The organism is Kribbella sp. NPDC003505, assembly GCF_040610875.1.
Taxonomy (GTDB): domain Bacteria; phylum Actinomycetota; class Actinomycetes; order Propionibacteriales; family Kribbellaceae; genus Kribbella.
The window spans coordinates 91559-115374 of the sequence record NZ_JBEXNA010000021.1; the positions used below are offsets into that span (position 1 = coordinate 91559).

Annotated in this window: 22 protein-coding genes and 1 riboswitch; of the genes, 15 read left to right on the top strand and 7 right to left on the bottom strand. The window is 70.4% G+C overall.

Annotated features, from left to right (window positions below):
* Positions 1 to 64 precede the first annotated feature (64 nt).
* Positions 65 to 3052 (top strand): glycine--tRNA ligase, encoded by a 2988-nt coding sequence (locus ABZX12_RS42515; RefSeq protein ID WP_355701198.1) that lies wholly within the window; start codon positions 65 to 67, stop codon positions 3050 to 3052.
* 60 nt (positions 3053 to 3112) lie between these two features.
* Entirely contained in the window at positions 3113 to 4021 is a 909-nt protein-coding gene (locus tag ABZX12_RS42520; protein WP_355701176.1) for a ribonuclease Z, read from the top strand.
* A gap of 29 nt (positions 4022 to 4050) precedes the next feature.
* On the opposite strand, the gene ABZX12_RS42525 is transcribed toward ABZX12_RS42520, so the two are convergent.
* Together ABZX12_RS42525 and ABZX12_RS42530 are read right to left on the bottom strand one after the other, a co-directional pair.
* Positions 4051 to 4872 carry an alpha/beta hydrolase gene (locus ABZX12_RS42525; protein WP_355701177.1) on the bottom strand — a complete coding sequence of 274 codons (822 nt, stop codon included), beginning with the start codon at positions 4870 to 4872 and terminating at the stop codon, positions 4051 to 4053.
* 16 nt (positions 4873 to 4888) lie between these two features.
* Positions 4889 to 5833: a YafY family protein gene (locus ABZX12_RS42530; protein WP_355701178.1), complete on the bottom strand. Its 945-nt coding sequence runs from the start codon at positions 5831 to 5833 to the stop codon at positions 4889 to 4891.
* Positions 5834 to 5894: 61 nt separating this feature from the next.
* Between ABZX12_RS42530 and ABZX12_RS42535 the strand changes: the two genes are divergently transcribed.
* Positions 5895 to 7037: an epoxide hydrolase family protein gene (locus ABZX12_RS42535; protein ID WP_355701179.1), complete on the top strand. Its 1143-nt coding sequence runs from the start codon at positions 5895 to 5897 to the stop codon at positions 7035 to 7037.
* Between the two features lie 93 nt (positions 7038 to 7130).
* Here ABZX12_RS42535 and ABZX12_RS42540 read toward each other — a convergent pair whose 3' ends face one another.
* Positions 7131 to 7961 (bottom strand): oxidoreductase, encoded by an 831-nt coding sequence (locus ABZX12_RS42540; protein ID WP_355701180.1) that lies wholly within the window; start codon positions 7959 to 7961, stop codon positions 7131 to 7133.
* A gap of 95 nt (positions 7962 to 8056) precedes the next feature.
* On the opposite strand from ABZX12_RS42540, the gene ABZX12_RS42545 reads away from it, so the two are divergent.
* A complete protein-coding gene (locus ABZX12_RS42545; protein WP_355701181.1) occupies positions 8057 to 8614 on the top strand; it encodes a TetR family transcriptional regulator in 558 nt (185 codons plus the stop codon).
* An 83-nt stretch (positions 8615 to 8697) separates the two neighbouring features.
* Positions 8698 to 10197, top strand: a complete 1500-nt coding sequence (locus ABZX12_RS42550; protein WP_355701182.1) for a trypsin-like peptidase domain-containing protein — start codon at positions 8698 to 8700, stop codon at positions 10195 to 10197.
* Positions 10198 to 10285: 88 nt separating this feature from the next.
* On the opposite strand, the gene ABZX12_RS42555 is transcribed toward ABZX12_RS42550, so the two are convergent.
* Positions 10286 to 11113, bottom strand: a complete 828-nt coding sequence (locus ABZX12_RS42555; protein WP_355701183.1) for an NAD-dependent epimerase/dehydratase family protein — start codon at positions 11111 to 11113, stop codon at positions 10286 to 10288.
* A 142-nt stretch (positions 11114 to 11255) separates the two neighbouring features.
* On the opposite strand from ABZX12_RS42555, the gene ABZX12_RS42560 reads away from it, so the two are divergent.
* From ABZX12_RS42560 to metH, 3 genes are all read left to right on the top strand, one after another.
* Entirely contained in the window at positions 11256 to 12653 is a 1398-nt protein-coding gene (locus tag ABZX12_RS42560; protein ID WP_355701184.1) for an MFS transporter, read from the top strand.
* Positions 12650 to 13183 carry a TetR family transcriptional regulator gene (locus tag ABZX12_RS42565; RefSeq protein WP_355701185.1) on the top strand — a complete coding sequence of 178 codons (534 nt, stop codon included), beginning with the start codon at positions 12650 to 12652 and terminating at the stop codon, positions 13181 to 13183. Before ABZX12_RS42560 ends, ABZX12_RS42565 begins: the two co-directional genes overlap by 4 nt.
* 69 nt (positions 13184 to 13252) lie before the next feature.
* A riboswitch (S-adenosyl-L-homocysteine riboswitch) is annotated at positions 13253 to 13329 on the top strand.
* Between the two features lie 25 nt (positions 13330 to 13354).
* Positions 13355 to 16957 carry a methionine synthase gene (gene metH / locus ABZX12_RS42570; protein ID WP_355701186.1) on the top strand — a complete coding sequence of 1201 codons (3603 nt, stop codon included), beginning with the start codon at positions 13355 to 13357 and terminating at the stop codon, positions 16955 to 16957.
* On the opposite strand, the gene ABZX12_RS42575 is transcribed toward metH, so the two are convergent.
* Positions 16842 to 17375 (bottom strand): hypothetical protein, encoded by a 534-nt coding sequence (locus ABZX12_RS42575; RefSeq protein ID WP_355701187.1) that lies wholly within the window; start codon positions 17373 to 17375, stop codon positions 16842 to 16844. The two genes, metH and ABZX12_RS42575, sit on opposite strands and share 116 nt — an antisense overlap.
* A gap of 320 nt (positions 17376 to 17695) precedes the next feature.
* Between ABZX12_RS42575 and sigJ the strand changes: the two genes are divergently transcribed.
* From sigJ to ABZX12_RS42595, 4 genes are all read left to right on the top strand, one after another.
* Positions 17696 to 18544, top strand: a complete 849-nt coding sequence (gene sigJ, locus ABZX12_RS42580) for an RNA polymerase sigma factor SigJ (RefSeq protein WP_355701188.1) — start codon at positions 17696 to 17698, stop codon at positions 18542 to 18544.
* Entirely contained in the window at positions 18544 to 18897 is a 354-nt protein-coding gene (locus tag ABZX12_RS42585) for a DoxX family protein (protein ID WP_355701189.1), read from the top strand. Before sigJ ends, ABZX12_RS42585 begins: the two co-directional genes overlap by 1 nt.
* A complete protein-coding gene (locus ABZX12_RS42590; RefSeq protein ID WP_355701190.1) occupies positions 18894 to 19364 on the top strand; it encodes a GNAT family N-acetyltransferase in 471 nt (156 codons plus the stop codon). Before ABZX12_RS42585 ends, ABZX12_RS42590 begins: the two co-directional genes overlap by 4 nt.
* A gap of 99 nt (positions 19365 to 19463) precedes the next feature.
* The gene (locus ABZX12_RS42595) at positions 19464 to 20327 is read left to right on the top strand and encodes an HAD family acid phosphatase (protein WP_355701191.1); all 864 of its coding nucleotides are present in this window, start codon (positions 19464 to 19466) and stop codon (positions 20325 to 20327) included.
* Here ABZX12_RS42595 and ABZX12_RS42600 read toward each other — a convergent pair.
* Positions 20315 to 20986 carry a TetR family transcriptional regulator gene (locus ABZX12_RS42600; protein ID WP_355701192.1) on the bottom strand — a complete coding sequence of 224 codons (672 nt, stop codon included), beginning with the start codon at positions 20984 to 20986 and terminating at the stop codon, positions 20315 to 20317. The genes ABZX12_RS42595 and ABZX12_RS42600 overlap by 13 nt on opposite strands.
* A 98-nt stretch (positions 20987 to 21084) precedes the next feature.
* On the opposite strand from ABZX12_RS42600, the gene ABZX12_RS42605 reads away from it, so the two are divergent.
* Complete coding sequence (locus ABZX12_RS42605) at positions 21085 to 22017, top strand: SDR family oxidoreductase (protein WP_355701193.1); 933 nt, start codon at positions 21085 to 21087, stop codon at positions 22015 to 22017.
* Positions 22014 to 22775, top strand: a complete 762-nt coding sequence (locus ABZX12_RS42610; RefSeq protein WP_355701194.1) for a class I SAM-dependent methyltransferase — start codon at positions 22014 to 22016, stop codon at positions 22773 to 22775. Before ABZX12_RS42605 ends, ABZX12_RS42610 begins: the two co-directional genes overlap by 4 nt.
* Here the strand turns inward: ABZX12_RS42610 and ABZX12_RS42615 are convergent.
* The gene (locus ABZX12_RS42615; RefSeq protein WP_355701195.1) at positions 22738 to 23295 is read right to left on the bottom strand and encodes a GNAT family N-acetyltransferase; all 558 of its coding nucleotides are present in this window, start codon (positions 23293 to 23295) and stop codon (positions 22738 to 22740) included. The genes ABZX12_RS42610 and ABZX12_RS42615 overlap by 38 nt on opposite strands.
* A gap of 60 nt (positions 23296 to 23355) precedes the next feature.
* Here ABZX12_RS42615 and ABZX12_RS42620 point away from each other — a divergent pair, with 60 nt between their 5' ends.
* Positions 23356 to 23649 carry a hypothetical protein gene (locus ABZX12_RS42620; RefSeq protein WP_355701196.1) on the top strand — a complete coding sequence of 98 codons (294 nt, stop codon included), beginning with the start codon at positions 23356 to 23358 and terminating at the stop codon, positions 23647 to 23649.
* Positions 23650 to 23816 lie beyond the last annotated feature (167 nt).

Below are 23816 nucleotides of genomic sequence, written 5' to 3' on the forward strand. Positions count from 1 at the left end.
ATAGCACTAATAGACTTCGCTGCGAGATCCCCCCGACGATGGCTCGAGGTTTGCTGTGCTCACCATGCAGGACGCGCTGCTCGCGCTGACAAAGTACTGGACCGACCGTGGCTGCATGATCGTGCAGCCGTTCAACACCGAGGTCGGTGCCGGGACGCTGAACCCGGCGACGATCCTGCGGGTGCTCGGTCCCGAGCCGTGGCGGGTGGCGTACGTCGAGCCGAGTGTCCGGCCCGACGACAGCCGGTACGGCGAGAACCCGAACCGGCTGCAGACGCACACCCAGTTCCAGGTGGTGCTCAAGCCGGACCCGGGCAACCCGCAGGAGCTCTTCCTGGACAGCCTGACCGCGCTCGGCATCGACGTCGACGCGCACGACGTCCGGTTCGTCGAGGACAACTGGGCGAACCCGGCGACCGGCTCCTGGGGTCTCGGCTGGGAGGTCTGGCTGGACGGCCTGGAGATCACCCAGTTCACGTACTTCCAGCAGGCCGGCGGGATGACGCTGGACCCGGTGTCGGTGGAGATCACCTACGGCATCGAGCGGATCATGATGGCGCTGCAGGGCGTCTCGCACTTCAAGGACATCGCCTACGCGCCGGGCATCTCGTACGGCGAGGCCTTCGGCCAGGCGGAGTACGAGCTGAGCCGCTACTACCTCGACGACGCCGACGTGGAGTCACAGAAGCGTTTGTTCGAGGAGTACGCGAACGAGGCGCGCCGGATGATCGACGACCGGCTCCCGGTGCCCGCGCACATCCAGGTGCTGCGCTGCTCGCACACGTTCAACGTCCTCGACGCCCGCGGCGCGGTCAGTACGACGGAGCGCGCGAAGGCGTTCGGCCGGATGCGCACGCTGGCCCGCGAGGTGTCGCGGCTGTGGGCGGAGCGCCGCGAGGAGCTGAAGCACCCGCTGGGTCTCGCCGAGCTCCCGCCGGCCGCGCCGGAGCCGACCGAGTTCCCGAAGATCAGCGGGACCCGGCAGCTGACGTTCGAGATCGGCACCGAGGAGATGCCGCCGTCGGAGGTCACCAAGACCGCCGCCGCGGTGCAGGCCGCGCTGCAGGAGAAGCTCGCCGCGACGCGGCTCGGCCACGGGAAGATCACGACGTACGCGACGCCGCGCCGGGTGGTGGCGTTCGTCGCCGAGGTGCAGGCCGGTGAGCCGGACGCCGAGCGGGTGGTGCGCGGTCCGCGGAAGTCGGCCGCGTACGACGCCGACGGCACCATCACGAAGGCTGCCGCCGGGTTCGCCCGCGGTCAGAAGGTCGACGAGAGCGAGTTGCACGACCTGGACGTCGACGGCGTCGAGTACGTCGCGGTCACCAAGCCGGACCCGGGCCGCGGTGCGGCCGAGGTGCTGAGCGGCGTCCTGAGCGAGATCGTCGCCGGGCTGCGCTCCGACAAGAACATGCGGTGGAACGACGCCAAGCTGTCGTTCACCCGGCCGATCCGCTGGCTGGTCGCGTTGCTCGGCGACGAGATCGTCCCGGTGTCCGTCTCCAGCCTGGCGGCGGGCCGGACGACCCGGGTGCACCGGACCGCCGCGCAGCCGAAGGTCGAGATCGCCTCCGCCGAGGGGTACCTGGACCTGCTCCGGATCCACGGGATCGAGGCCGATCCGGCGCGTCGCCGCTCGACGGTGGTGGCCGCGGCGACCGAGCTGTCGAAGACCGTCGGCGGCATCGTCGACGTCGAGGGCGAGGCCGCGCTGGTCGACCAGATCGTCAACCTGATCGAGGAGCCGACGCCGATCCTCGGCGGCTTCGCGGCCGACTACCTGGACCTGCCGAGCGAGATCCTCACGACCGTGATGCGCAAGCACCAGCGCTACCTCCCGGTCCGGGACGCCGACGGCAAACTGCTGCCGCATTTCGTTGCCGTGGCCAACGGTGCGGTGGACGAGGACGTCGTGCGGGCCGGCAACGAGGCGGTCCTGCGGGCGCGCTACGAGGACGCCGCGTTCTTCTGGCGGGCCGACCTGGACACGCCGCTGGAGACGATGAAGAACGAGCTGGACAAACTCGCGTTCGAGGAGCGGCTCGGCTCGATGGCCGACCGCGCCGGCCGGATCGCGCGGGTGGCCACGAAGCTCGCCGAGGTCGTGGAGCTGGGCGGCGAGGACCTGACCACACTGCAGCGGGCGGCCGAGCTGGCGAAGTTCGACCTGGGCTCGCAGATGGTGGTCGAGCTGACCAGCCTGGCCGGCACGATGGCCCGCGAGTACGCCCGGCGCGCCGGTGAGACCGAGGCGGTCGCGCAGGCCCTGTTCGACATGGAGCTGCCGCGGTCGGCCGGCGACCCGGTGCCGTCCACGACGCCGGGCGCGCTGCTCGCGCTCGCCGACCGGTTCGACCTGCTGGCCGGCCTGTTCGGGATCGGCGCGAAGCCGACCGGAAGCTCCGACCCGTTCGCGCTCCGGCGCGCCGCGGCCGGTGTCGTCGCGATCCTCCGCGAGCACCCCGAGCTGCGGGCGATCACGCTGCCGGTGGGCCTGCAGGCCGCGGCGGACGAGATCGGCGCGCAAGGCATCGACGTACCGGCGGACTCGCTCGACGAGGTGGCCGACTTCACCGTCCGGCGGTACGAGCAGCAGCTGCTCGACCGCGGCGACGACCATCTGCAGGTGGCCGCGGTGTTGCCGTTGGCAACTGCTCCGGCGGTCGCCGACGAGACCCTGGAGACGCTGCACGGCCTGGTCGGGAACAGCGAGTTCGCCGACCTGGTCGCGGTGCTCCAGCGGGTCCGCCGGATCGTGCCGGAAGGCACCGCGGCGGAGTACGACGCCGGCAAGCTCACCGAGCCCGCCGAGGTCGTGCTGCACGAGGCAGTTCAGAAGATCGGCGCCGCGCCGACCGGGCTGGCCGACTTCGTCGCGTCCGCGACGGTGCTGGTCGAGCCGGTGAACGCGTTCTTCGACGAGATCCTGGTGATGGCCGAGGACCCGGAACTCCGGGCGGCCCGGTTGGGGTTGCTGGCAACCATCAGCAAGCTGGCGGCGCCGGTGCTGGACTGGCAGGCGCTGGGCACCAGCCTGAACCCCACGGACTGATGACTCCCGCAGAGGGTGCCGATCGGGCCGACCGCCGCACGCCGACGTCGGTGGCTGCGCTTGCGTGAGTTCGTCGTGCTCGGGACCGGCAGCCAGGTGCCGTCCCGCGAACGGACGCAGAACGGGTACTTCCTGCGCTGGGACGACGAGGGTTTCCTGTTCGATCCCGGTGAGGGGACGCAGCGGCAGATGATCTTCGCCGGGATCGCGGCCGGCGCGATCACCCGGTTGTGCGTGACGCACTTCCACGGCGATCACTGCCTCGGGGTGCCGGGCGTGGTGCAGCGGCTGTCGCTGGACGACGTACCGCATCCGGTGCGGGCGCACTATCCCGCGTCGGGGCAGACGTACTTCACGCGGTTGCGGTACGCCGCGTCGTTCTACGAGCGGGCCGAGTTGCTCGAGGAGCCGGTCGAAGAGGACGGGTTGTTGTCCGTCGGCTCCTTCGGGCAGTTGTGGGCGCGCCGGCTGGAGCACCCGATCGAGTCCTTCGGGTACCAGTTGATCGAGCCGGACGGCCGCCGGATGCTGCCGGACAAGCTCGCGGCGTACGGCGTCACCGGGCCGGCCGTCGGTCGTCTGCAACGCGCCGGGTCGCTGGAGGTGAACGGCCGTACGGTCAGGGTGGAGGACGTCAGCGAACCGCGGCCCGGCCAACGGTTCGCGTTCGTCATGGACACGCGGCTGTGCGAGAACGTGCTCCGGCTGGCCGACGGCGCCGATCTGCTCGTGATCGAGTCGACGTACCTGTCGTCCGAGGTCGAGCTCGCGCGCCGTTTCGGGCATCTCACCGCCCGGCAGGCCGCCCGCGTCGCCGCCGAGTGCGGTGTCCGGAAGCTGGTGCTGACGCACTTCTCCCAGCGGTATCTGGAGCCCGAGCGTTTCCACGAGGAGGCCGCCGCCGAGTTCGCGGGGGAGATCGTCGTGGCTTCCGATCTCAGCCGGCTCTCAGTTCCGGCCCGTCGTTGAGCTGATCCCGGATCCGAAGGCCGGCGGACCTAGGGCATGTCGTCGCCCTGATCGGCGAGGAAGTCGTCGATCAGCGCGTTGACCTCGTGCGGCGACTCGAGCGCCGCGAGGTGGGCGGACTGCTCGAGGACGACGAACCGCGCGCCCGGGATCGAGTCCGCCATCTCCTCGGTCTCCGCGACCCCGAAGGTGGCGTCCTCGGCCCCCGCGACCACGAGGACCGGCGTCCGGATGCTGCCGAACAGCGCGCGCTGATCGGGCCGGTGCGGGACCACGCTGGTGACGGCGTGCCGGCCGGACGTGATGTCCGCCTTGCGTGCCAGCTCGTTGACCCGGGCAACGACCTCGGGCTTCTCGCGTTTCGCCGTTGGGCCGAGGAAGGCGTCGCGCACCGGCCCGGCGAGCGGTCCGCGGATCCCGCCGAGCAGCCGCGCCGCGCCGACCAGCACGCCGTACTCGAACCGTTGCCGTCGGCCGGCGCGGGAGGCGGTGGCGTTCATCAGGACCGCGATGCCGAGCCGGTCCGGATACCGGGCCGCGAAGGTGCCGCCGATCATCCCGCCCCAGCTGTTGCCGATCAGGTGGATCCGGTCGACGCCGAGGTCGTCGACGATCGCCAGGATCACGTCGGCGCACTGCTCGAACGTGAACGGCCCGGTGAGCGGCGCACTGCCGCCGTGCCCGGGCGGATCGACCAGGATCACCAGGAAACGGTCCGCGAAGTGCGCGGCCTGTGCGGACCACAGGGTGCCGTCCGTCAACAGGCTCGGCCAGAACAGCATCGCGGGCCCCGACCCGTCGACGCGCACCCGGACCCGCCCCAGCACGGTCTCGACGTACCGATCCTTCATGTCTGAACGGTACCGGTCAGGCCCCCGCGATCGATGCTGACAGGCGCGTCGTGAGTTCGCGGATCGCGTCGACCAGCTCCGGCGGGTCCTGGACCTCGAAGGGCAGGCCGAGGATGCCCAGGTGCAGCGCGACCTGGTCGAGCGAGTTCGCGCCGGTCTCCACCAGCGTCGTCGCCTCGTCGATCGGCGTCACCGACGCGACGTTCGGCCCGTAGCGGTCGGCCACCTCCGCGGCGGGTGCGTGCACCAGGACGCGCGCCCGGTAGCGGTAGCCGCCGTACGCGACCCCTTGGTTGGTGGTCGCCAGCTCCGGCACCTCACGCGGGGTGAAGCGCGGGCCGGTCGGGATCCGCGGCGCGATCCGGTCGACGCGGAACGTGCGCCAGTCGTCGCGGTCGACGTCCCACGCGACGAGGTACCACCGGCGCCCGGTGTGCACGAGACGGTGCGGCTCCGTCGTCCGCGTGGTCGCCGTACCGTCGTGGTTGCGATAGTCGAACCGCAACCGCTGATGGTCGCGACTGGCGGCGGCCACGGCCAGCAGCACGTCGGGTTGCACAGATGGGCCGCTCGCTGGTGTGACCGTGATCTGCTGGAGCAGCTCGATGCGATAGCGCAGGCGCGACGGCAGTACCTGCTCCAGCTTCGTCAGCGCGCGCACCGATGCCTCTTCGGTGCCGGCCACGGTTCCTTGGGCGGCCGCGCGCAGCCCGACTGCCACCGCGACGGCCTCCTCGTCGTCGAGCAGCAGCGGGGGAAGTGCGGCGCCCGCGCCGAGGCGATAGCCGGCCACCCCGGGGACGGCGTCGACGGGATAGCCCAGGTTGCGCAGCTTGTCGACGTCGCGCCGTACCGTCCGGACTCCGACGCCGAGCTCGCCGGCCAAAGCGGCGCCGCTCCACTCCTTGGGTTGCTGCAGGAGGCTCAGCAGTTTGAGCAGTCGCGCGGAGGTTTCGATCATGTCGTCAGTCTGCCAGCCAGCTAGGACTGAAGCTGTCCTAAGCGGCTGCCAGAGTGGAGACATGATCAAGCCGTTCAGCATCGACATCCCGCAGAGCACCCTCGACGACCTCGCCGCCAAGCTGGCGAGCGTCCGCCTCCCCGCTGCGTTGCCCGGCGACGATTGGGACACCGGCGTCCCGGTCTCCTGGCTCGCGTCGCTGGTCGACTACTGGCGTACGTCGTACGACTGGCGCGCCGCCGAGAAGGAGCTGAACTCGTACCCGCAGTTCACCGCCGAGATCGAGGGCCAGCGGATCCACTTCCTGCACGTCCGGTCGGCGGAGCCCGACGCGCTGCCGCTGGTGCTCACGCACGGCTGGCCGGGGTCGATCGTCGAGTTCCTCGACCTGATCGGGCCGCTCACGGACCCGGTCTCGTTCGGCGGCCAGGCGTCGGACGCGTTCCACGTGGTGATTCCGTCGCTGCCCGGGTTCGGCTTCTCCGGGCCGACGGCGGACGGTGACTGGACGTTCCCGCGGATCGGGCGCGTCTGGGCGGCGCTGATGGCGGAGCTCGGCTACGAGCGGTACGGCGTACAGGGCGGCGACCTGGGTGGCTCGGTGTCGCCGGAGGTCGGGCGGGCGGCGCCGTCGCACGTCGTCGGCGTCCACACCAACGGCGGGACGAACCTGCCGCCGCTACAGCTGTCCGAGGAGGAGCTGCAGACACTGACTCCGCTGGAGCAGGACAAGATGGCGCGGATCGGCCAGTTCATGAAGAACGAGTTCGGCTACATCTCGATTCAGTCCACCCGGCCGCAGACACTGGCGTACGGGCTGGTCGACTCACCGGTGGCGCAGCTCGCCTGGATCATGGACAAGTTCAAGGCCTGGACGTATCCGACCGAGACCCTGCCGGAGGACGTCATCGGCAAGGATCGGCTGCTGACCAACGTGATGATGTACTGGCTGACCGGCACCGGCGGCTCGGCGGCGTACATCGGCTACGCCCAGCCGCGCTCCTGGGCGCCGCGCCCGAACTCCGGCGTCCCCACCGCGGTCCTGGCCACCGCCCACGACGTCGCGATCCGCCGGTACTGCGAGACGTCGAACACCGTCACCCGCTGGACGGACCTTGACCACGGCGGCCACTTCGCAGCCCTCGAAGTCCCGGGGGAACTGGTCGCAGACGTCCGCGCCTTCTTCCACGACCTCCGCGGCTGACCCGCGCCATCTGGTGGGTTTGCGCCCGAGGTGCTGGGTTCACCAACCGCAGCTCGGGCGCAAACCCAGCTTCTCGGACGTCCACCCACCGCGTCAGCTGAAGTCGGTCGACGTGCTGAGGTGGGCCCAGGCGGCGGCCTCTTCGGCGCGGGAACGCGCGGACGAGTCGGCGAGTGTGAGGGCGTCGGTGCCGAGCAGGAGGCGCAGCGGCGGGTTGTCGAGCGCGACGACCTGGAGGATCGCCTGGGCCGCCTTCGCGGGGTCGCCCGGCTGCTTGCCGTCCATCTCGATCCGGCGCCGGTGCATCTCCCCGACGGTGGTCTCGTAGTCGGGGTGGACGTCGGCGAGCTCCATCGACGACCCGCCCCAGTCGGTCCGGAACCCGCCCGGCTCGACGATCGTCACCTTCACGCCGAACGGGCGCACCTCGTTGTTCAGCACCTCGGAGAAGCCTTCGACGGCGAACTTCGCGGTCTGGTACGCGCCCATCCCCGGTGTCCCGCCGGCCCGGCCGCCGATCGACGAGAACTGCAGGAAGTGCCCGCTGCGCTGCTCGCGGAACACCGGCAGCGCGGCCTTCGTCACGTTCACGACGCCGAACAGGTTCGTCTCGACCTGCGCCCGGAAGTCGTCGTCGGCCATCTCCTCGATCGACGCGCTGTTCGCGTAGCCGGCGTTGTTCGCCACCACGTCCAGCCCGCCGAACTCCTCGACCGCCGTCCGGACGGCGGCCCGCGCGGCGTCGGCATCCGTGACGTCCAGCGCGACCGCGCGGAGTTGGTCGCCGTACGTCGCGGCCAGGTCGTCGAGTTGCTCGGGTTTGCGGGCGGTGCCGACGACGCGGTCGCCGGCCGCGAGCACCGCCTCGGTCAGCGCGCGGCCCAGGCCGCGCGAGCTGCCGGTGACCAGCCAGATCTTGCTCATGTGTCGTTCCTAACTAACCGTTCGGTTGGATCACCTCTATCTAACCAACCGGTTGGTTGTAAATCAACTAACCAGTTGGTTGGTAGGCTCGCCGTATGCAGCAACGGAACGCAGACCGGACCCGGGCCCGCATCCTGGAGGCCGCCACCGAGGAGTTCGCGGCGCGCGGGATCGCCGGCGCGCGGGTGAGCCGGATCGCCGAGGTGGCCGGGTGCAACAAGGCGATGCTCTATGCGTACTTCGGGAACAAGGACGACCTGTTCGACGCGGTGTTCAGCGCCTCGCTGGACAAGTACCTCGACGAGGTCGGGTTCGACGTCGACGACCTGCCGGCGTACGCGGGGCGGGTGTTCGACTACTTCGAGGAGCACCCGGACCGGTTGCGGCTCTCGGTCTGGTACCGGCTCGAGCGGCCGGACGGGCGTCCGCTGGAGGCGATCGTCGCGGTCAACCGGAGCCGGCTGGACGAGCTGCAGCGCGGCATGCGCCGGCGGGTGGTGCCCAAGCGCTTCACCCCGGTCAGCCTGCTGTCGCTGATCCAGGCGATCGCGACGAGCTGGTCGTCGATGAATCCGGAGCTCGGCGTCGACCTGCCGGACCCGGCTGTACGGCGGCGCGCGGTGGTGACGGCGGTGCAGCAGATTCTCAGCTGATTCATTGGCTGGCCCGATGGAGTTCTCAGTCTGGCGAGCTCTACTCGAAGGCAGAGGGAACTGGCCGAGGAGGACGACAGCAGATGAACGACAGCGCTGGACCGGGAGCGTACAACGGGCCGCAGCACGGCGGGCAGCAGTACCCGCAGTACCAGCAGGTGCCGCAGCAGGGGCAGCCGTACGGACCGCAGTACCAGTACGGCCCGCAGTACGGGCCGCAGTACGGTCCCCAGTACGGGCCGCCGCAGTACCCGTTCGGGGGACAGCCTCCGGCGCCGAAGAAGCGCGGGCGGCGGCTGCTCGGTGCCGCGGCGCTCGGGCTGGCCGCGGTGGTCGTCGCCGGTTCGGTTGCCTGGGGCATCGACCAGCGGGCCGGCACGAACAGCTCGCAGCTGTCCCAGAAGGCGTTCGACCCGGCGGCCGTGGCGGCTCAGGTGTCACCGGGCCTGGTCGACGTGAACACCGTCCTCGGCTACGAGAACGCCCGCGCGGCCGGCACCGGCATCGTGCTCACCTCCGACGGCGAGATCCTCACCAACCACCACGTGATCGAGGGTGCGACGTCGATCACCGTGACGGACATCGGCAACGGCAAGACGTACGACGCGAGTGTCGTCGGGTACGACGAGGCGCACGACATCGCCGTCCTGAAGCTGAAGGATGCATCCGGCCTGCAGACCGCGAAGACCGGGAACTCCGACCAGGTGAAGCTCGGCGACCAGGTGGTCGGCGTCGGCAACGCGGGCGGCGTCGGCGGGACGCCGAGTTACGCGGCCGGGAAGGTGACCGGACTCAACCAGGCGATCACCGCGACCGACGAGAACGGGCAGGACCCGGAGAACCTGACGAACCTGATCCAGACCGACGCGAACATCCAGGCCGGCGATTCCGGCGGACCGTTGGCGAACGCGAAGGGTGAGGTGGTCGGCGTCGACGTGGCCGGCAACGGCGGCAACAACGGTGGGCAGGGCCGGCCGGGACAGACCGCGGCGTCCACCGCACAGAGCGCCACCGCGACGCTCGCGGCGTGGGGCGACGGCGGTACCGGCGACCCGAACGGCTTCCCGTTCGGCAACGGCGACGGGACCGGCAACGGCTTCGGCAACGGCAACGGCTTCGGCAACGGGCCGGGCGACGGCTCGGGCCAGGGCAACGGCTCCGGGCAGGGCAACGGCTCCGGGCAGGGCGACGGGAGCGGGACGACGACCGAGGGGTACGCGATCCCGATCAACCAGGCGCTCGACATCGCCGACCAGATCGAGAGCGGGAAGGCGTCGGCCGACGTGCACATCGGTGACTCGGCGATGCTCGGGATCTCGGTCGCGCCGACCACCGGTTTCGGCAACGGTATCTCCGGCGCCGTCGTCGGCGACGTGGTCGCGAACGGCCACGCGGACGAGGCCGGGATCGAGGCGGGCGACGTGATCACCTCGTTCGCCGGGCACACCGTCGAGTCGCCGGACGCGCTGTCCGAGCTGCTCAACCAGCAGCACCCGGGCGACAAGGTCGAGGTCGGCTGGACCGACCAGGCCGGTCAGACCCACAAGGCAACCATCGAACTCATCACCGGCCCGGTCCGCTGATCCCAGCGCCCCCTCGCTGCAGCGGACCGCCGAGATCGGGCCCGAGCGCTCTCTCCCCCTCGGAGCGCCGGGTCCGATCTCTCGTTCGCTACCGGAACCCGTCTCGCCAGCTGGGGTAGTTGGGAATCCAGCCGAGCGACCGGGCGTGGGCGTTGGAGGCGCCGCGTGCCCACGGCGTGCGTGGACCGGCGTACGGCGGGGTGGGCGCGCCGGTCGACTCGGCGAACAGCGGGGCCCATGCATCGGCGGGAGCCGGCTCGTCGTCGACGACGTTGACGGGGCCGGACGGCCAGGACAAGGCGGCGGCAGCCGCGCCGGCGGCGTCGTCGACGTGGAGGAAGCTCGTCACGTCGGGCCCGGCGGGGAGCTTGCCGGCCGCGGCCAGGTCGGCCATCAGACCGCCCTTGGTGTACCAGGTACCGGGCCCGTAGAGCATGCCGTAGCGGAGGACGACCCACTCGGGTGCTTCGGCGGTGATCGCCTCGAGGGTGGTGACGGCTTCGACCGTCGTGCGGCGACGGGGATCAGTGGCGTGCAGGTCCAGCGGGGTGGCCTCGGGCGCGGGCGTCGTGCCGGGCTCGTATGCCCACGCGATGCTCTGCGCCACGACCCGCCGTACGCCGGCGGCAAGTGCGGCGTCGACCAGGTTGCGGGTGCCCTCGCGGCGGAGCCGGCTGTTCGCGGCGAAGTCCCGCGACCCGAGGTCGGTCAGCTGATGCATCACCACCTCCGGCCGGGCCGCCACGACCAAGTTCCGCAGCCGCTCCGCGTCGTACACGTCGCCGGTGACGGTCGTCACGCCGTCGATCGCCGACGCCTGGCGGCTGAGGGCGGTGACCTGATGCCCGTGGGCGACCAGGAGCGGGACGAGGCGGCGGCCGATGGCGCCCGTCGCGCCGGCGACGAAGATCCTCATGCGCACCACCGTAGGTAACTGTCCGCCGGTCACCCTGGTCCAATCGGTGAGCGGTTTCCCGGTCCACTTCCGGATGGGGTGAACGAGCGTTTACGATGCCTCGAGTAAACAACTGTTCACCACCGTGAGGACTCCGCCGACCGTGCCCGCTCGCCCCCGCCTGATCCTCGCCGCGCTCGCGTTCTGCGGCGTCCTGGTCTCGATCAGCCAGACGATCGTCGTCCCGCTGCTCCCCGAACTGCCCGCGATCACCCACAGCCCGGCGTCCGACGTCAGCTGGCTGATCACGGTCACGCTGCTCACCGGCGCGGTGTTCACGCCGTTGCTCGGCCGCGCCGGCGACATGTACGGCAAACGCCGCGTGCTGCTGATCGCCCTGTCCTCGATGGTCGTCGGCTCCCTGCTCTGCGCGAGCAGCTCGAACCTCAGCGTCCTGATCGTCGGCCGCGCGTTCCAGGGCGCCGCGGTCGCGGTCGTACCGCTCGGCATCAGCATCCTGCGCGACGAATTGCCGCCGCGCCGGGTGATCCCGTCGATCGCGATCATGAGCTCGACCCTCGGCATCGGCGCCGCGTTCGGCATCCCGGCCGCGACGCTCGTCGTCGAGTACGCGAACTGGCACACGATGTTCTGGATCAACCTCGGACTCGGCCTGCTCGACATCGTGCTGGTGCTGCTGATCGTGCCGGAGTCGGCCGTTCGCACCAGCGGCCGTTTCGACGTGACCGGCGCGCTCGGCCTGAGCGGGTTCCTGGTCTGCCTGCTGCTCGCGGTGTCGAAGAGCAGCACCTGGAGTACGCCGACGATCGTCGGTCTGTACGGCGCGGCGGTGCTGCTGATCCCGTTGTGGGGTTGGTACGAGCTGCGGACCACCAGCCCACTCGTCGATCTCCGGGTGTCCGCGCGACCCCAGGTGCTGTTCACGAACCTCGGCGCGTTGCTGATCGGCTTCGCGTTCTACGCCAACTCGCTGTCCACGGCCCAACTGGTGCAGGAGCCGACCTGGACGGGGTACGGGCTGGGCGAATCCATCGTGGTCAGTGGCCTGTGTCTGCTGCCCGGCGGTGTCGCGATGGTGCTGCTGTCGCCGGTGTCCGCACGGATCTCCGCCGCCCGCGGGCCGCGGTTCACGTTGGCGATCGCGTCCGTGATCATGGCGGCCGGGTACGTCGTGCGGCTGTTCACCAGCGGCAACGTCGCGGGGATCGTCGTCGGCGCGACGGTGGTGAGCGCCGGAACGGCCGTGGCGTACTCGGCACTTCCGGCGTTGATCATGCATGCTGTGCCGGTGACCGAAACGGCCGCCGCGAACGGACTCAACACGCTGATGCGCACGATCGGGCAGGCGATCTGCAGCACGATCGTCGCGACCGTGCTCGCCAACATCACGCTCACGAACGCGGGCCGGGTCGCGCCGGCGCTGTCGGCGTACCTGATCGTGTTCGTGATCGCGGGCGTCGCGGCCCTGGTCGCCGCCGGGCTGGTGCTGCTGATCCCGGTCCGGCGTCCCGCACCGGCGTACGAGGTCACGACGCCGTGACCGATCCGGGGCGGACGGCGATCCTTCGCGCGGCCCGGAAGGCGTTCGCGCGGGAGCCGTACGACGCGGTCACGTTGCGCGGGGTCGCCGCGGAAGCGGGTGTCAGCGCGGCCCTGATCGTCAAGCATTTCGGCGGCAAGGAGGCGCTGTTCGAGCGGGTCGCCGACTTCACCGAGGCAGCCCAGTTGCTGCTCGCCGCGCCGAACGAGCGACTCGGTGAGCACGCCGTCCGCACCCTGGTCGAGTACCGCCGCGCGAACGACCAGGACCTGCTGGTCCGGGTGGTGTTCGCGGCCGGCAAGGGTGACGAACGGGCCCTGATCCGTGAGCACTTCCGCGATCAGGTCACCCGTGCCTTCGCCGCCCGCCTGACCGGGCCGGACGCCCAGGTGCGCGCCGGCCTGATCACCGCGCAACTGCTCGGCCTGGGTGCGATGCTCGCGATCGACAAGACCGGTCCGATCGCCGCCGCCGACCCGGGAACCGTCGTCGAGCTCTACGCGCCCGCGCTCCAGCGTCTCATCCACTGATTGAACACCCGTCCTAGAATGTGGACGGGGCGCTTGGCGTCAGGTGTGACGCCACTAACATGGAGCATCCAGGCCGAGAGGCGCTGCAACGGACCCAGGTCCGCCACGCTCGACCTGGTCACCGACTGCAAGGGCGCCTCCGGAGAGTTCTTCTTCTGGAGGGGTTGGCAGATGAGTGAAACCGCGCTGCGGGAGCTGCTCGATCAGCGGATCGCGGTCCTCGACGGCGCCTGGGGCACGATGCTGCAGGGCGCCAAGCTGCAGACAGCCGACTTCCAGGGCGATCGGTTCGGCAACCACACGCACGACGTGACCGGTGACCCGGACCTGCTGAACCTGACCCGGCCGGACCTGATCCTCGACGTCCACCGGCAGTACCTGGCGGCCGGCGCCGACATCACCACCACGAACACGTTCACCGCGACCAGCATCGGCCAGGCCGACTACGGCCTGCAGGAGTACGTCCGCGAGATGAACGTCGCCGGCGCGCGACTGGCCCGCCAGGCCGCCGACGAGGCCGGCGACAAGTTCGTCGCCGGGTCGATCGGCCCGCTGAACGTGACGCTGTCGCTGAGCCCGCGGGTCGAGGACCCGGCGTACCGTGCGGTGTCCTTCCAGCAGGTGAAGGACGCGTACGCCGAGCAGATCGCGGCGCTCGCCGAGGGCGGCGTCGACCTGCTGCTGATCGAGACGATCTTCGACACGCTGAACGCCAAGGCCGCCGTCGCCGCGGCCCGCGAGGTCGCGCCGCACCTGCCGCTGTGGATCTCGGTGACCATTGTCGACCTGAGCGGCCGGACCCTGAGCGGGCAGACCGTCGAGGCGTTCTGGAGCTCGGTCGAGCACGCCGCCCCGCTGGTCGTCGGCGTCAACTGCTCGCTCGGCGCCGCGCAGCTGCGCCCGCACGTCGCCGACCTCGCGCGGTTCGCCGGCACGTACGTCGCCTCGCACCCGAACGCCGGCCTCCCGAACGCGTTCGGCGGGTACGACGAGACGCCCGACCAGACCTCGGCGCTGCTGCAGGAATTCGCGGAGTCCGGCCTGGTCAACATCGTCGGCGGCTGCTGCGGTACGACGCCCGCGCACATCGAGCGGATCGCGGAGTCGGTGCGCGGCCTCGCGCCGCGCGACGTCGTACGGACCGACCACACCACCCGGTTCTCCGGGCTCGAGCCGTTCAGGATCGGGCCGGACACCGGGTTCGTGATGATCGGCGAGCGGACCAACGTCACCGGGTCGGCGAAGTTCCGCCGGCTGATCGAGGGCGACGACCACCAGGCCGCGGTCGACGTGGCACTGGAGCAGGTCCGCGGCGGCGCGAACCTGCTGGACGTGAACATGGACGCCGACCTGCTGGACAGCGAGCAGGCGATGACCACGTTCCTGAACCTGATCGCGACCGAGCCCGAGGTGGCCCGGATCCCGATCATGATCGACAGCTCGAAGTGGTCGGTGCTGGAGACCGGGCTGAAACACGTGCAGGGCAAGGGCGTGGTGAACTCGATCAGCCTGAAGGAGGGCGAGGAGGAGTTCCTCGATCACGCCCGGCGGATCCGCGACTACGGCGCCGGCGCGGTCGTGATGGCCTTCGACGAGCAGGGCCAGGCCGACACGGTCGCGCGCAAGGTGGAGATCTGCGGGCGGGCGTACGACCTGCTGACCGGGATCGGGTTCCCGGCCGAGGACATCATCTTCGACCCGAACGTGCTGGCCGTCGCCACCGGCATGGCCGAGCACAACGACTACGCGAAGAACTTCATCGACTCGCTGCCGCTGATCAAGGCGCGCTGCCCGGGCGTGCACATCAGCGGCGGGATCTCGAACCTGTCCTTCGCGTTCCGCGGCAACGACATCGTCCGCGAGGCGATGCACTCCGCGTTCCTGTACCACGCCGGCAAGGTCGGCCTGGACATGGGCATCGTGAACGCCGGCCAGCTCGCGGTCTACGAGGACATCCCGAAGGACCTGCTGGAGCTGGTCGAGGACGTCATCTTCAACCGCCGCGACGACGCCACCGACCGGCTGGTCGCGTTCGCCGAGAACGTGAAGGGCAAGGGCAAGCAGCGCGAGGTCGACCTGAGCTGGCGCGAGGGCCCGGTCGAGGAGCGGCTGTCGCACGCGCTCGTGCACGGCATCGTCGACTACATCGAGGACGACACCGAGGAGGCGCGGCGGCAGTTGCCGCGTCCGCTGGACGTGATCGAGGGTCCGCTGATGGCCGGCATGAAGGTCGTCGGCGACCTGTTCGGCGCGGGCAAGATGTTCCTGCCGCAGGTGGTGAAGAGCGCGCGGGTGATGAAGCGCTCGGTGGCCTACCTCGAGCCGTTCATGGAGGAGGAGAAGGAGCAGGCCCGCCGCGAGGGCCGCGCGGAGATGGTCCGCGGCCAGGGCAAGGTCGTGCTCGCGACCGTGAAGGGCGACGTCCACGACATCGGCAAGAACATCGTCGGCGTGGTGCTCGGCTGCAACAACTACGAGGTGATCGACCTCGGCGTGATGGTGCCGGCGGCACGGATCCTGGACACCGCGGTGGCCGAGGGCGCGGACGCGGTCGGCCTGTCCGGGCTGATCACGCCGTCCCTCGACGAGATGGTGTCGGTGGCCGACGAGATGCAGCGGCGCGGGCTGAAGCTGCCGCTGCTGATCGGCGGCGCGACGACATCGAAACAGCACACCGCGGTCCGGATCGCCCCGGCGTACGAGAACACCACGGTGCACGTGCTGGACGCGTCACGGGTGGTCGGCGTGGTGTCCGACCTGCTCGACGCCGACCGCGCCGTAGAGCTTGCCAAGAGCAACAGTATCGAGCAGGAGCGGCTGCGCGAGCAGCACGCGAACAAGCAGCGCGCCCCGATGCTGACGCTGGCCGAGGCGCGGGCGAACAAGGAGCCGGTGGAGTACGGCGAACTACCGGTGCCGGCGTTCACCGGGCTGCGGCACGTGTCGCCGTCGATCGAGACCCTGCGAGCGATGGTCGACTGGCAGTTCCTGTTTCTGGCCTGGGAGCTGAAGGGGAAGTACCCGGCGATCCTGGAGCAGCCGGTCGCGCGGGAGTTGTTCGACGACGCGAACACCCTGCTGGACGAGATCATCGCCGACGGGTCGTTCACCGCCGAGGGTGTTTACGGGTTCTGGCCGGCGCACAGCGAGGGCGACGACATCGTCCTGGACGGACTGGGCCGGTCGTTCCCGATGCTGCGGCAGCAGACCGAGAAGCCCGCCGGCCGCGCCAATCGCTGCCTGGCGGACTACATCGCCCCGGCCGGCGACCACCTCGGCGGGTTCGGTGTCGCGATCCACGGCGCCGAGGCGCTGGCGAAGTCGTACGAGGACCGCAACGACGACTACCGGGCGATCATGGTGAAGGCGCTGGCCGACCGGCTCGCGGAGGCGTTCGCGGAGTGGATCCACCTGGAGGCGCGGCGGGCGTGGTTCGAGCCCGGCGCGGAGCCGGTGCTGGAGGACCTGCACGCAGAGCGGTTCCGCGGTATCCGGCCAGCGCTCGGCTACCCGGCCAGCCCGGACCACACCGAGAAGCTGGACCTGTTCGAGCTGCTCGGCGCGGACAAGATCGGGCTCGGGCTGACCGAGTCGTTCGCGATGACGCCGGCGGCCGCGGTGAGCGGGCTGATCTTCGCGCACCCGGCGTCACGGTACTTCAGCGTCGGACGTCTCGGCCGCGATCAGATCGAGGATTACGCCGTCCGTCGGGGGCTCCCGGTCGCGGAGGTGGAGCGGTGGCTGCGGCCGAACCTGGCGTACGACCCGGAGTGAGCGGCGTCATCGCGGGGTCCTGAGTGAGCCGCCTGAGCAGCGGATCCACCTTCGCGGCGACCGTCCGGACGGACTCGGCCGCGAGCTCCGGCTTGCCCTGCTCGACGGCCGCGGAGAAGTCGCGCCGCAGAGTGCCGAGCGCCCGCCAGCGCTCGCCCTCGGACAGTTCGTCGGTGCCCGGAAGCAGTGAGATCACTGCTTCCCAGCGCTGGTCGGACTTCACCGACAGCATCCAGTCGGAGAGTGCGGCGAAGTCCTCGGGACCGGCCGGCGTCCCGCCTTGCTGCCGGACGACTTCGGTCAGCAGCGCCCGGGTCGCCGCCGCGGCCGCCGGATCCCGGCCGGGAAAGGTGAGGTTCGGCATCTGGTCGGCGGGGAGGAACTTCGCGGACTCGGTCTTCGGCCAGACCTCGGCCAATCGTTCCTGCGGATCGAGTCGGCCTGGTCTTCGGGCAGGAAGAGCGGAATGCTCAGCTGCCGCAGGTCGTCCTTGGGGTCGCGCGGTGTCCATCCCGCCGGCTTCTGCACGATGTCGATGCCGCGCCAGCGGATGGGACGGTTCGTGGTTTCACTGACCGCTTCGGCGACCGAGTCCGTCCAGGAGAAACACGGATCGTCGGGGTGGATCAGACCAATAGCCATTGTTCTCGTCGATGAGCCCGGCGCAGTCAGCGTAGGGTCGCGCCGGGTTCATCGCGGCGATGTCACACTTCGCCGCCCGGAAACCTCATCAGCGGTATGAACCCAACGGAGGAGTTCCTCGAGCATCGGGAGCTGCTGTTCTCGATCGTGTACAACGTGCTGGGCAGCGTCGCGGACACCGAGGACGTGCTGCAGGAGACCTGGCTCGCCTGGTCGGGGCGGTCCGGCGTCCAGAACCCGCGCGCGTACCTCGTGCGCGTCGCGGTGAACGCCGCACTGGCCCGCCGTACGTCGATCAGCCGCCGCAGGGAGGAGTACGTCGGGCCGTGGCTGCCGGAGCCCGTCGTGACGCCGATCGACCCGGTGGAACGCACCGAGGCAGTGTCGCTCGCGATGCTCGTCGTCCTGGAGACGCTGTCGCCTCTGGAGCGGGCGGTGTTCGTGCTGCACGAGGTGTTCGGGTACCAGCTGACCGAGGTCGCGGAGATCCTCGGGCGTACGCCGGCCGCCGTACGGCAGCTCGCCCACCGCGCCCGCGAGCACGTCCAGGCGCGCCGGCCGCGGTTCGTCGCGGATCCGCAGGTGCGGCTCGAGGTGACGCAGCGTTTCGTCGAGGCGGTCGTCGGCGGCGACCTCGACGCGTTGCTGGAGGTGCTCGCGCCGGACGTCACGCTGTGGGCCGACGGCGGCGGCAAGGCGCGCGCGGCCGGGCTGCACCCGGTGCTCGGCCGGGACCGGATCGGCCCGCTGCTGATCGGCGACCGGGTCCGGCGCCCGGTGCCGTCCCTCGACGTGCGCTACCGAAGGGTGAACGGCGATCCGTCCGCGTTGCTGCTGTCCGGCGACACGCCGTTCGCCGTCGTCGTACTCGATGTCGAGGGCAACCAGGTCACTGGCATCTACGCGATCACCAACCCCGACAAGCTCAGCCACGTGGAGATCTGATGTCGCTACAGCTCGTCGTCCTGGTGACCGTCGCGATCAACGCGTTCTCCGGCATCGCCGCCCTCCTGCACTGGAAGGCGATCCTGCCCGGGATGGTGAAGGCCGGTGTCCCGGAGTCCTGGCTCAGCTTCCCGATCGGGACAATGAAGACGGCCGGTGCGCTGGGCCTGCTCGCCGGTCTGCTGGTGGGGTCGCCGGCGCTCATGGCCGCCGCCGCGATCGGGCTGGTGCTGTTCTTCGTCTGCGCGCTGTACACGCATGTGCGCGTCACGGACTACACGGCACAGTTCTTCCTCGCGGTCTTCTTCCTGGGCATGGCGTGCGCCTCGTTGGTGCTTACCCTGACGGCATGACTGTGAGACCTGCTGTTGCCGGGGACGCGGAGGCGGTGGCCGCGATCTGGTACGCCGGCTGGCGTGACGGGCACCTGGGGCATGTGCCGGACGAGCTGGTCGCCGTACGGACCGAGGAATCGTTCTGGACCCGTGCGGCAGAACGGATCGCGGACACCACGGTGGCCGTCGTCGGTGACGAGGTCGCGGGATTCGTGATGGTGGTGGGGGACGAGGTCGAGCAGGTGTACGTCGCGGGCGCGCATCGCGGATCGGGCGTAGCCGGCACGCTACTCACCGAAGCCGAGCGCCAGGTGCGCGCAGCGGGCCACCAAGAGGCCTGGCTCGCCGTTGCGACGGGTAACGCGCGGGCCCGCCGGTTCTACGAGCGCAACGGCTGGCGGGACGGCGGCGCGTTCGACTACCCGGCGGCCGTGGGCACCGGCAGCATCCCGGTCCCGTGCCACCGCTACGTCAAGCCTGTCTGAACGCAGGTTTCCCCTGGAGTTGCGGCGTGCGGCAGGTACATCGGCGGCGGATGGAGTTAGCGTGCCTTCGCAAGCTTTTCCCGTTTTGGAGGGGTCACCATGACATTCCGGGCATTCCGTTCCTGGCGCCGGCCGTCCCGCCGCATGGTTCTGAGCAGCGTCGCGGCGGTCGCGATGACGTCGGTCGTCGGCGGGGTCGCGTACTCGGCCGGTGTCGCGACGCAGCAGCCCGCGATCCAGACGTCGACGCCGCACAGCGAGAAGCAGGTCACCAACATCGACGTCCTGCGCCAGCAGTTGCGCAACTACTACGGCGACCCGCTCGGTTCCGGCACGTTCGCGGCGGACAGCAACTACGCGAAGGAAGCGCAGAAGGCGGCCGCGGCGGGCACGCACTGGATCTCCGCGTCGCACCACACCGGCGCAAAGACCAAGGCGATCGTGCTCGACGTCGACGACACCACGCTGGCCACCTGGAACTACGAGATCTTCAGCAACTGGGCGTACAACCCGGTCACGAACGCCGACTACGTGCTGAACCAACGGTTCCCGGCCGTGCCGGGCATGGTCGACATGGTGAAGACCGCCGAGCGCGAGGGGTACGCGATCTTCTTCCTGACCGGCCGCGGCGCCGCGCAGGAGCAGGCCACGCTCGGCAACCTCACCGAGGACGGTATCGGCGTCGACGCCGGCTACCCGAAGCCGACGACGCTCAGCAACGGCGAGGACGGCCTGTTCACCAAGCCCGCCGTCGCGAACTACCCGGACTATCTCAAGCAGGCCTGCGCGAACGACCCGAACGGCGCGTGCACGACGATCCACTACAAGTCGGCCACCCGCGCGCACATCGAGTCCCTCGGCTACGACATCGTCGCGAACTTCGGCGACCAGTTCTCCGACCTGAAGGGCGGCTACGCCGACCGCACCTTCAAGCTGCCGAACCCGAACTACTACCTGCCCTGACGCGGCAACGCGCCGTACAGCAAGGTTCGAAGACCGTCGGTCAGGGCCGGCTCGAACTCCAGCCGGAGCGCGGCCAGGCCCGGATCGGTCTCGTAGGCGGCCAGGATCGCCGGGACCGGATGGGAGTGGGACCAGAGCGCGCCCGCGAGCAGGCTCGCGTGGGCGATGAAACGGCCCGCCCCGTCCGGCCCCAGTTCCGGCAGCACGCCGGCGATCACCGCGATCATCCTTTCGAACGCCACCGCGGCCGCGCGCTTGAACGCGAGCGCGGTCCCGGTCGTGATGTTGCGCTCCAGCACCGCAGCCTGTGAGCTGATCAGGTCGCAGAGCACCGGCCGCTTCGCCAGTGTGCCGACGATCGTCGCGACCAGACGCTCCGCCCGCTCGCCGGTCTCCGCGGCGGGGGCGATGTCCGCCGTCGCGCTCGCCAGGTCCTCCACCCAGGCCGCCAGTTCGCTGCTGGACAGCTCGAGCAGGACGGCCTCGCGGGAGTCGAAGTAGTTCAGCACGTTCGACTTCGCCAGGCCGACGCGACGGCTCAGCTCGTTCAGGCTGACGTCCGCGACCGGCATCTCGGTCAGCATCGCGGCCGCGGTGGCGAGGATCGCCCGCCGTCGCGCGGCTCGCTGCTCGGCAGTCCGGGCGCGCTGGAAAGTCATGCCCACAGTCTACAGACCGACGGTCTGTTGTTATCGGACCATCGGTCTGATAACGTCAGAGCCATAACAGACCATCAGTCTTTTATGGAGTGTGGAGCATGTACGACGTCCCCGACCAGACCGGCAAGCTCGTCGTCGTCACCGGCGCCAACAGCGGGACCGGCAAGGAGGCCGCCAAGCGGCTCGCGGCCGCCGGTGCGCGGGTGGTGATGGCGGTCCGGACGCCGGCCAAGGGCGAGGCGGCACGCGCCGAGATCCTCGCCGAGCAGCCGGACGCCCAGCTCGAGGTGCGGCGGATCGACCTCGCCGATCTCGCCTCGGTCCAGGAGTTCGCCGAGAAGCTTGCGGCCGACGAGCCGCACCTGGACCTGCTGGTGAACAACGCCGGCGTGATGACGCCGCCGGCCCGGATGACCACCAAGGACGGTTTCGAGCTGCAGTTCGGCTCGAACTACCTCGGCCCGTTCGCGCTCACCGTCCGCCTGTTGCCGCTGATCCTGGCCGCCCCGGCCCCGCGGATCGCGACCATGTCGAGCGGCGCGGCGTACCTGGGCAGGATCGGCTTCGACGACCTGCAGTGGGAGCGGCGCTACCGCCCGACCTCGGCGTACGCCCAGTCCAAGCTCGCCGACCTGATGCTCAGCAACCACCTCGCCAAGCTGTCGGTCGACCGGGACTGGGGCCTGGTCAGCGTCGCGGCGCACCCCGGCTACACGCGCACCAACCTGCAGACCGCCGGCGCCGCCCTCGGCCGCCAGCGCCCGTCGCTGCTCAACCGGCTGATGATGCGCTACAACCCGCTTCCGAAGCAGGACGTCGAGATCGGCACGGAGCCGCTGCTGTACGCCGCCGCCGACCCCGCGGCCAAGTCGGGCGAGTACTACGGACCCGCCGGACGCTTCGGCCTGGTCGGCCCGACCACGCTGGTCCGCAACCCGAAGAGCGCCACGGACCCCGAGCTCAACGCCCGGCTGTGGCAGGTCTCGGAAGGCCTGACGGGGGTCTCGCTGCCGTCTATCCTGCGCAAGTGACTGAATGGTCGAGCGGGGGAATCTACGAGTCGTACGTCGGGCGCTGGAGCCGGCTCGTCGCGCCGCAGTTCGTCGGCTGGCTGGCGCCGCCGGCCGGGCTGCGCTGGCTCGACGTCGGCTGCGGCACCGGCGCGCTGACCAGCACGATCCTCGCGGCGGCCGATCCGGCGTCGGTGCTCGGGATCGACCCGTCGGAGGGCTTCATCGGCTACGCCCGCCAGGCCGTCCAGGACCCGCGGGCGTCTTTCGAGGTCCGGTCCGCGGCCGAGTTGCCGGACGGCCCGTTCGACGTCGTGGTCGCGGGTCTGGTGCTCAACTTCGTCCCTGAGCGGGTCGAGGCGCTGCGCCGGATGCGCGAGATCGGTACCACGGTCGCCGCGTACGTGTGGGACTACGCGGGCGGTATGCAGCTGATGCGGTACTTCTTCGACGCGATGCTCGACGTCCGGCCGCAGGACCGGGACCACGACGAGGGCCGCCGGTTCCCGTTCTGTACGGCCGAAGGCGTCGAGGAGATGTTCCGCGAGGCCGGATTCGCCGATGTGCGGACGCGCGAGATCGTCGTACCGACGGAGTTCGCGTCGTTCGACGACTACTGGCAGCCGTTCCTCGGCGGACAGGGCGTCGCGCCGGCGTACCTGCGCAGCCTGGATCCCGCGGACCAGGAGGCACTGCGAGAGGCGGTCCGGGCGCGGCTGCCGATCGAGGCGGACGGATCCGTCAAGCTGACGGCCCGGGCGTGGGCGGTAGCCGGCTGAGGTAGTCGTCGCGGAGCAGGCCGAACAGGACGTCATCGGTCCATTCGCCCTTGAACCAGGAGTTCGACAGCCGCAGTCCTTCGCGGGTGAAACCGACACGCTCGAGCAGCCGGACCGACGCGGTGTTGCGGGCGTCGGCCTCGGCGGACACCCGGTGCAGTTCGCGGTCCACGAACAGGTGGTGCAGCAGGCCGCGCACGGCTTCGGACGCGTAGCCCTGACCTTGGTACGGCGTCGCGAGCGTGAAACCGAGGTCGGCCTGCATCAGGTTCTCGGACAGGTTCAGCCCCAGATCGCCGATCAGGACGCCGTCCAGGTCGACGGCGTACTGGAACCAGCCGGGCTCCTCCGGATCGCCCTCCGCGAACCGCTCCACCGTCTGCCGCGCTTCCTCGAGCGGCACCGGCGCGTCCCAGGACTGGAAGCGGGCGACGGCCGGATCGGAGCGGTACGCGGCGAACTGCTCGGCGTCCGCAGGGGTGAAGCGGCGCAGGATCAGCCGGTCGGTCTGCACGAACATCCGGTCATCATGTCAAGACCACGCGCTCGACTCCGTCGTACCTGTGAGAGGAGAGCGCCGATGAAGTTCTTACTGATCCTGCAGGGTGAGGGTGAGCCGCGGCTGCAGCGCGACGAGTTCGAGCGGGTCGCCCGGGACGCCGGTGAACTGGTCGGCGGCGAACTGCTCGCGGACCGCCGGCTGTCGGTCTGCCTGCCGGCAGCCGAGCCGAACCGGATCGACGGCTACTACGTGATCGACGTCGAGAACCGCGACCGCGCCGTCGAACTCGCCCGCCTGCTACCGGACAGCCGAGCCGGCGGCCGCTCGGTCGAGATCCGCGCCGTCATGCACTCCGCCGCCGCCGACTTCTGACACTCTCCACCCCGTCCGGTTCCGCCGTCGCCCCGCCCCCGGCGGCGGAGGGGTTGACCCCTGAGCTTGCGGGTTGGGACCCCCCGGATGACCCGGGGACACCCCCCCCCGAGCGGGGGACCCCCCCACCGGGGGGGGAGAGGAGGGAGAGATGGCAGAGCAGCAAA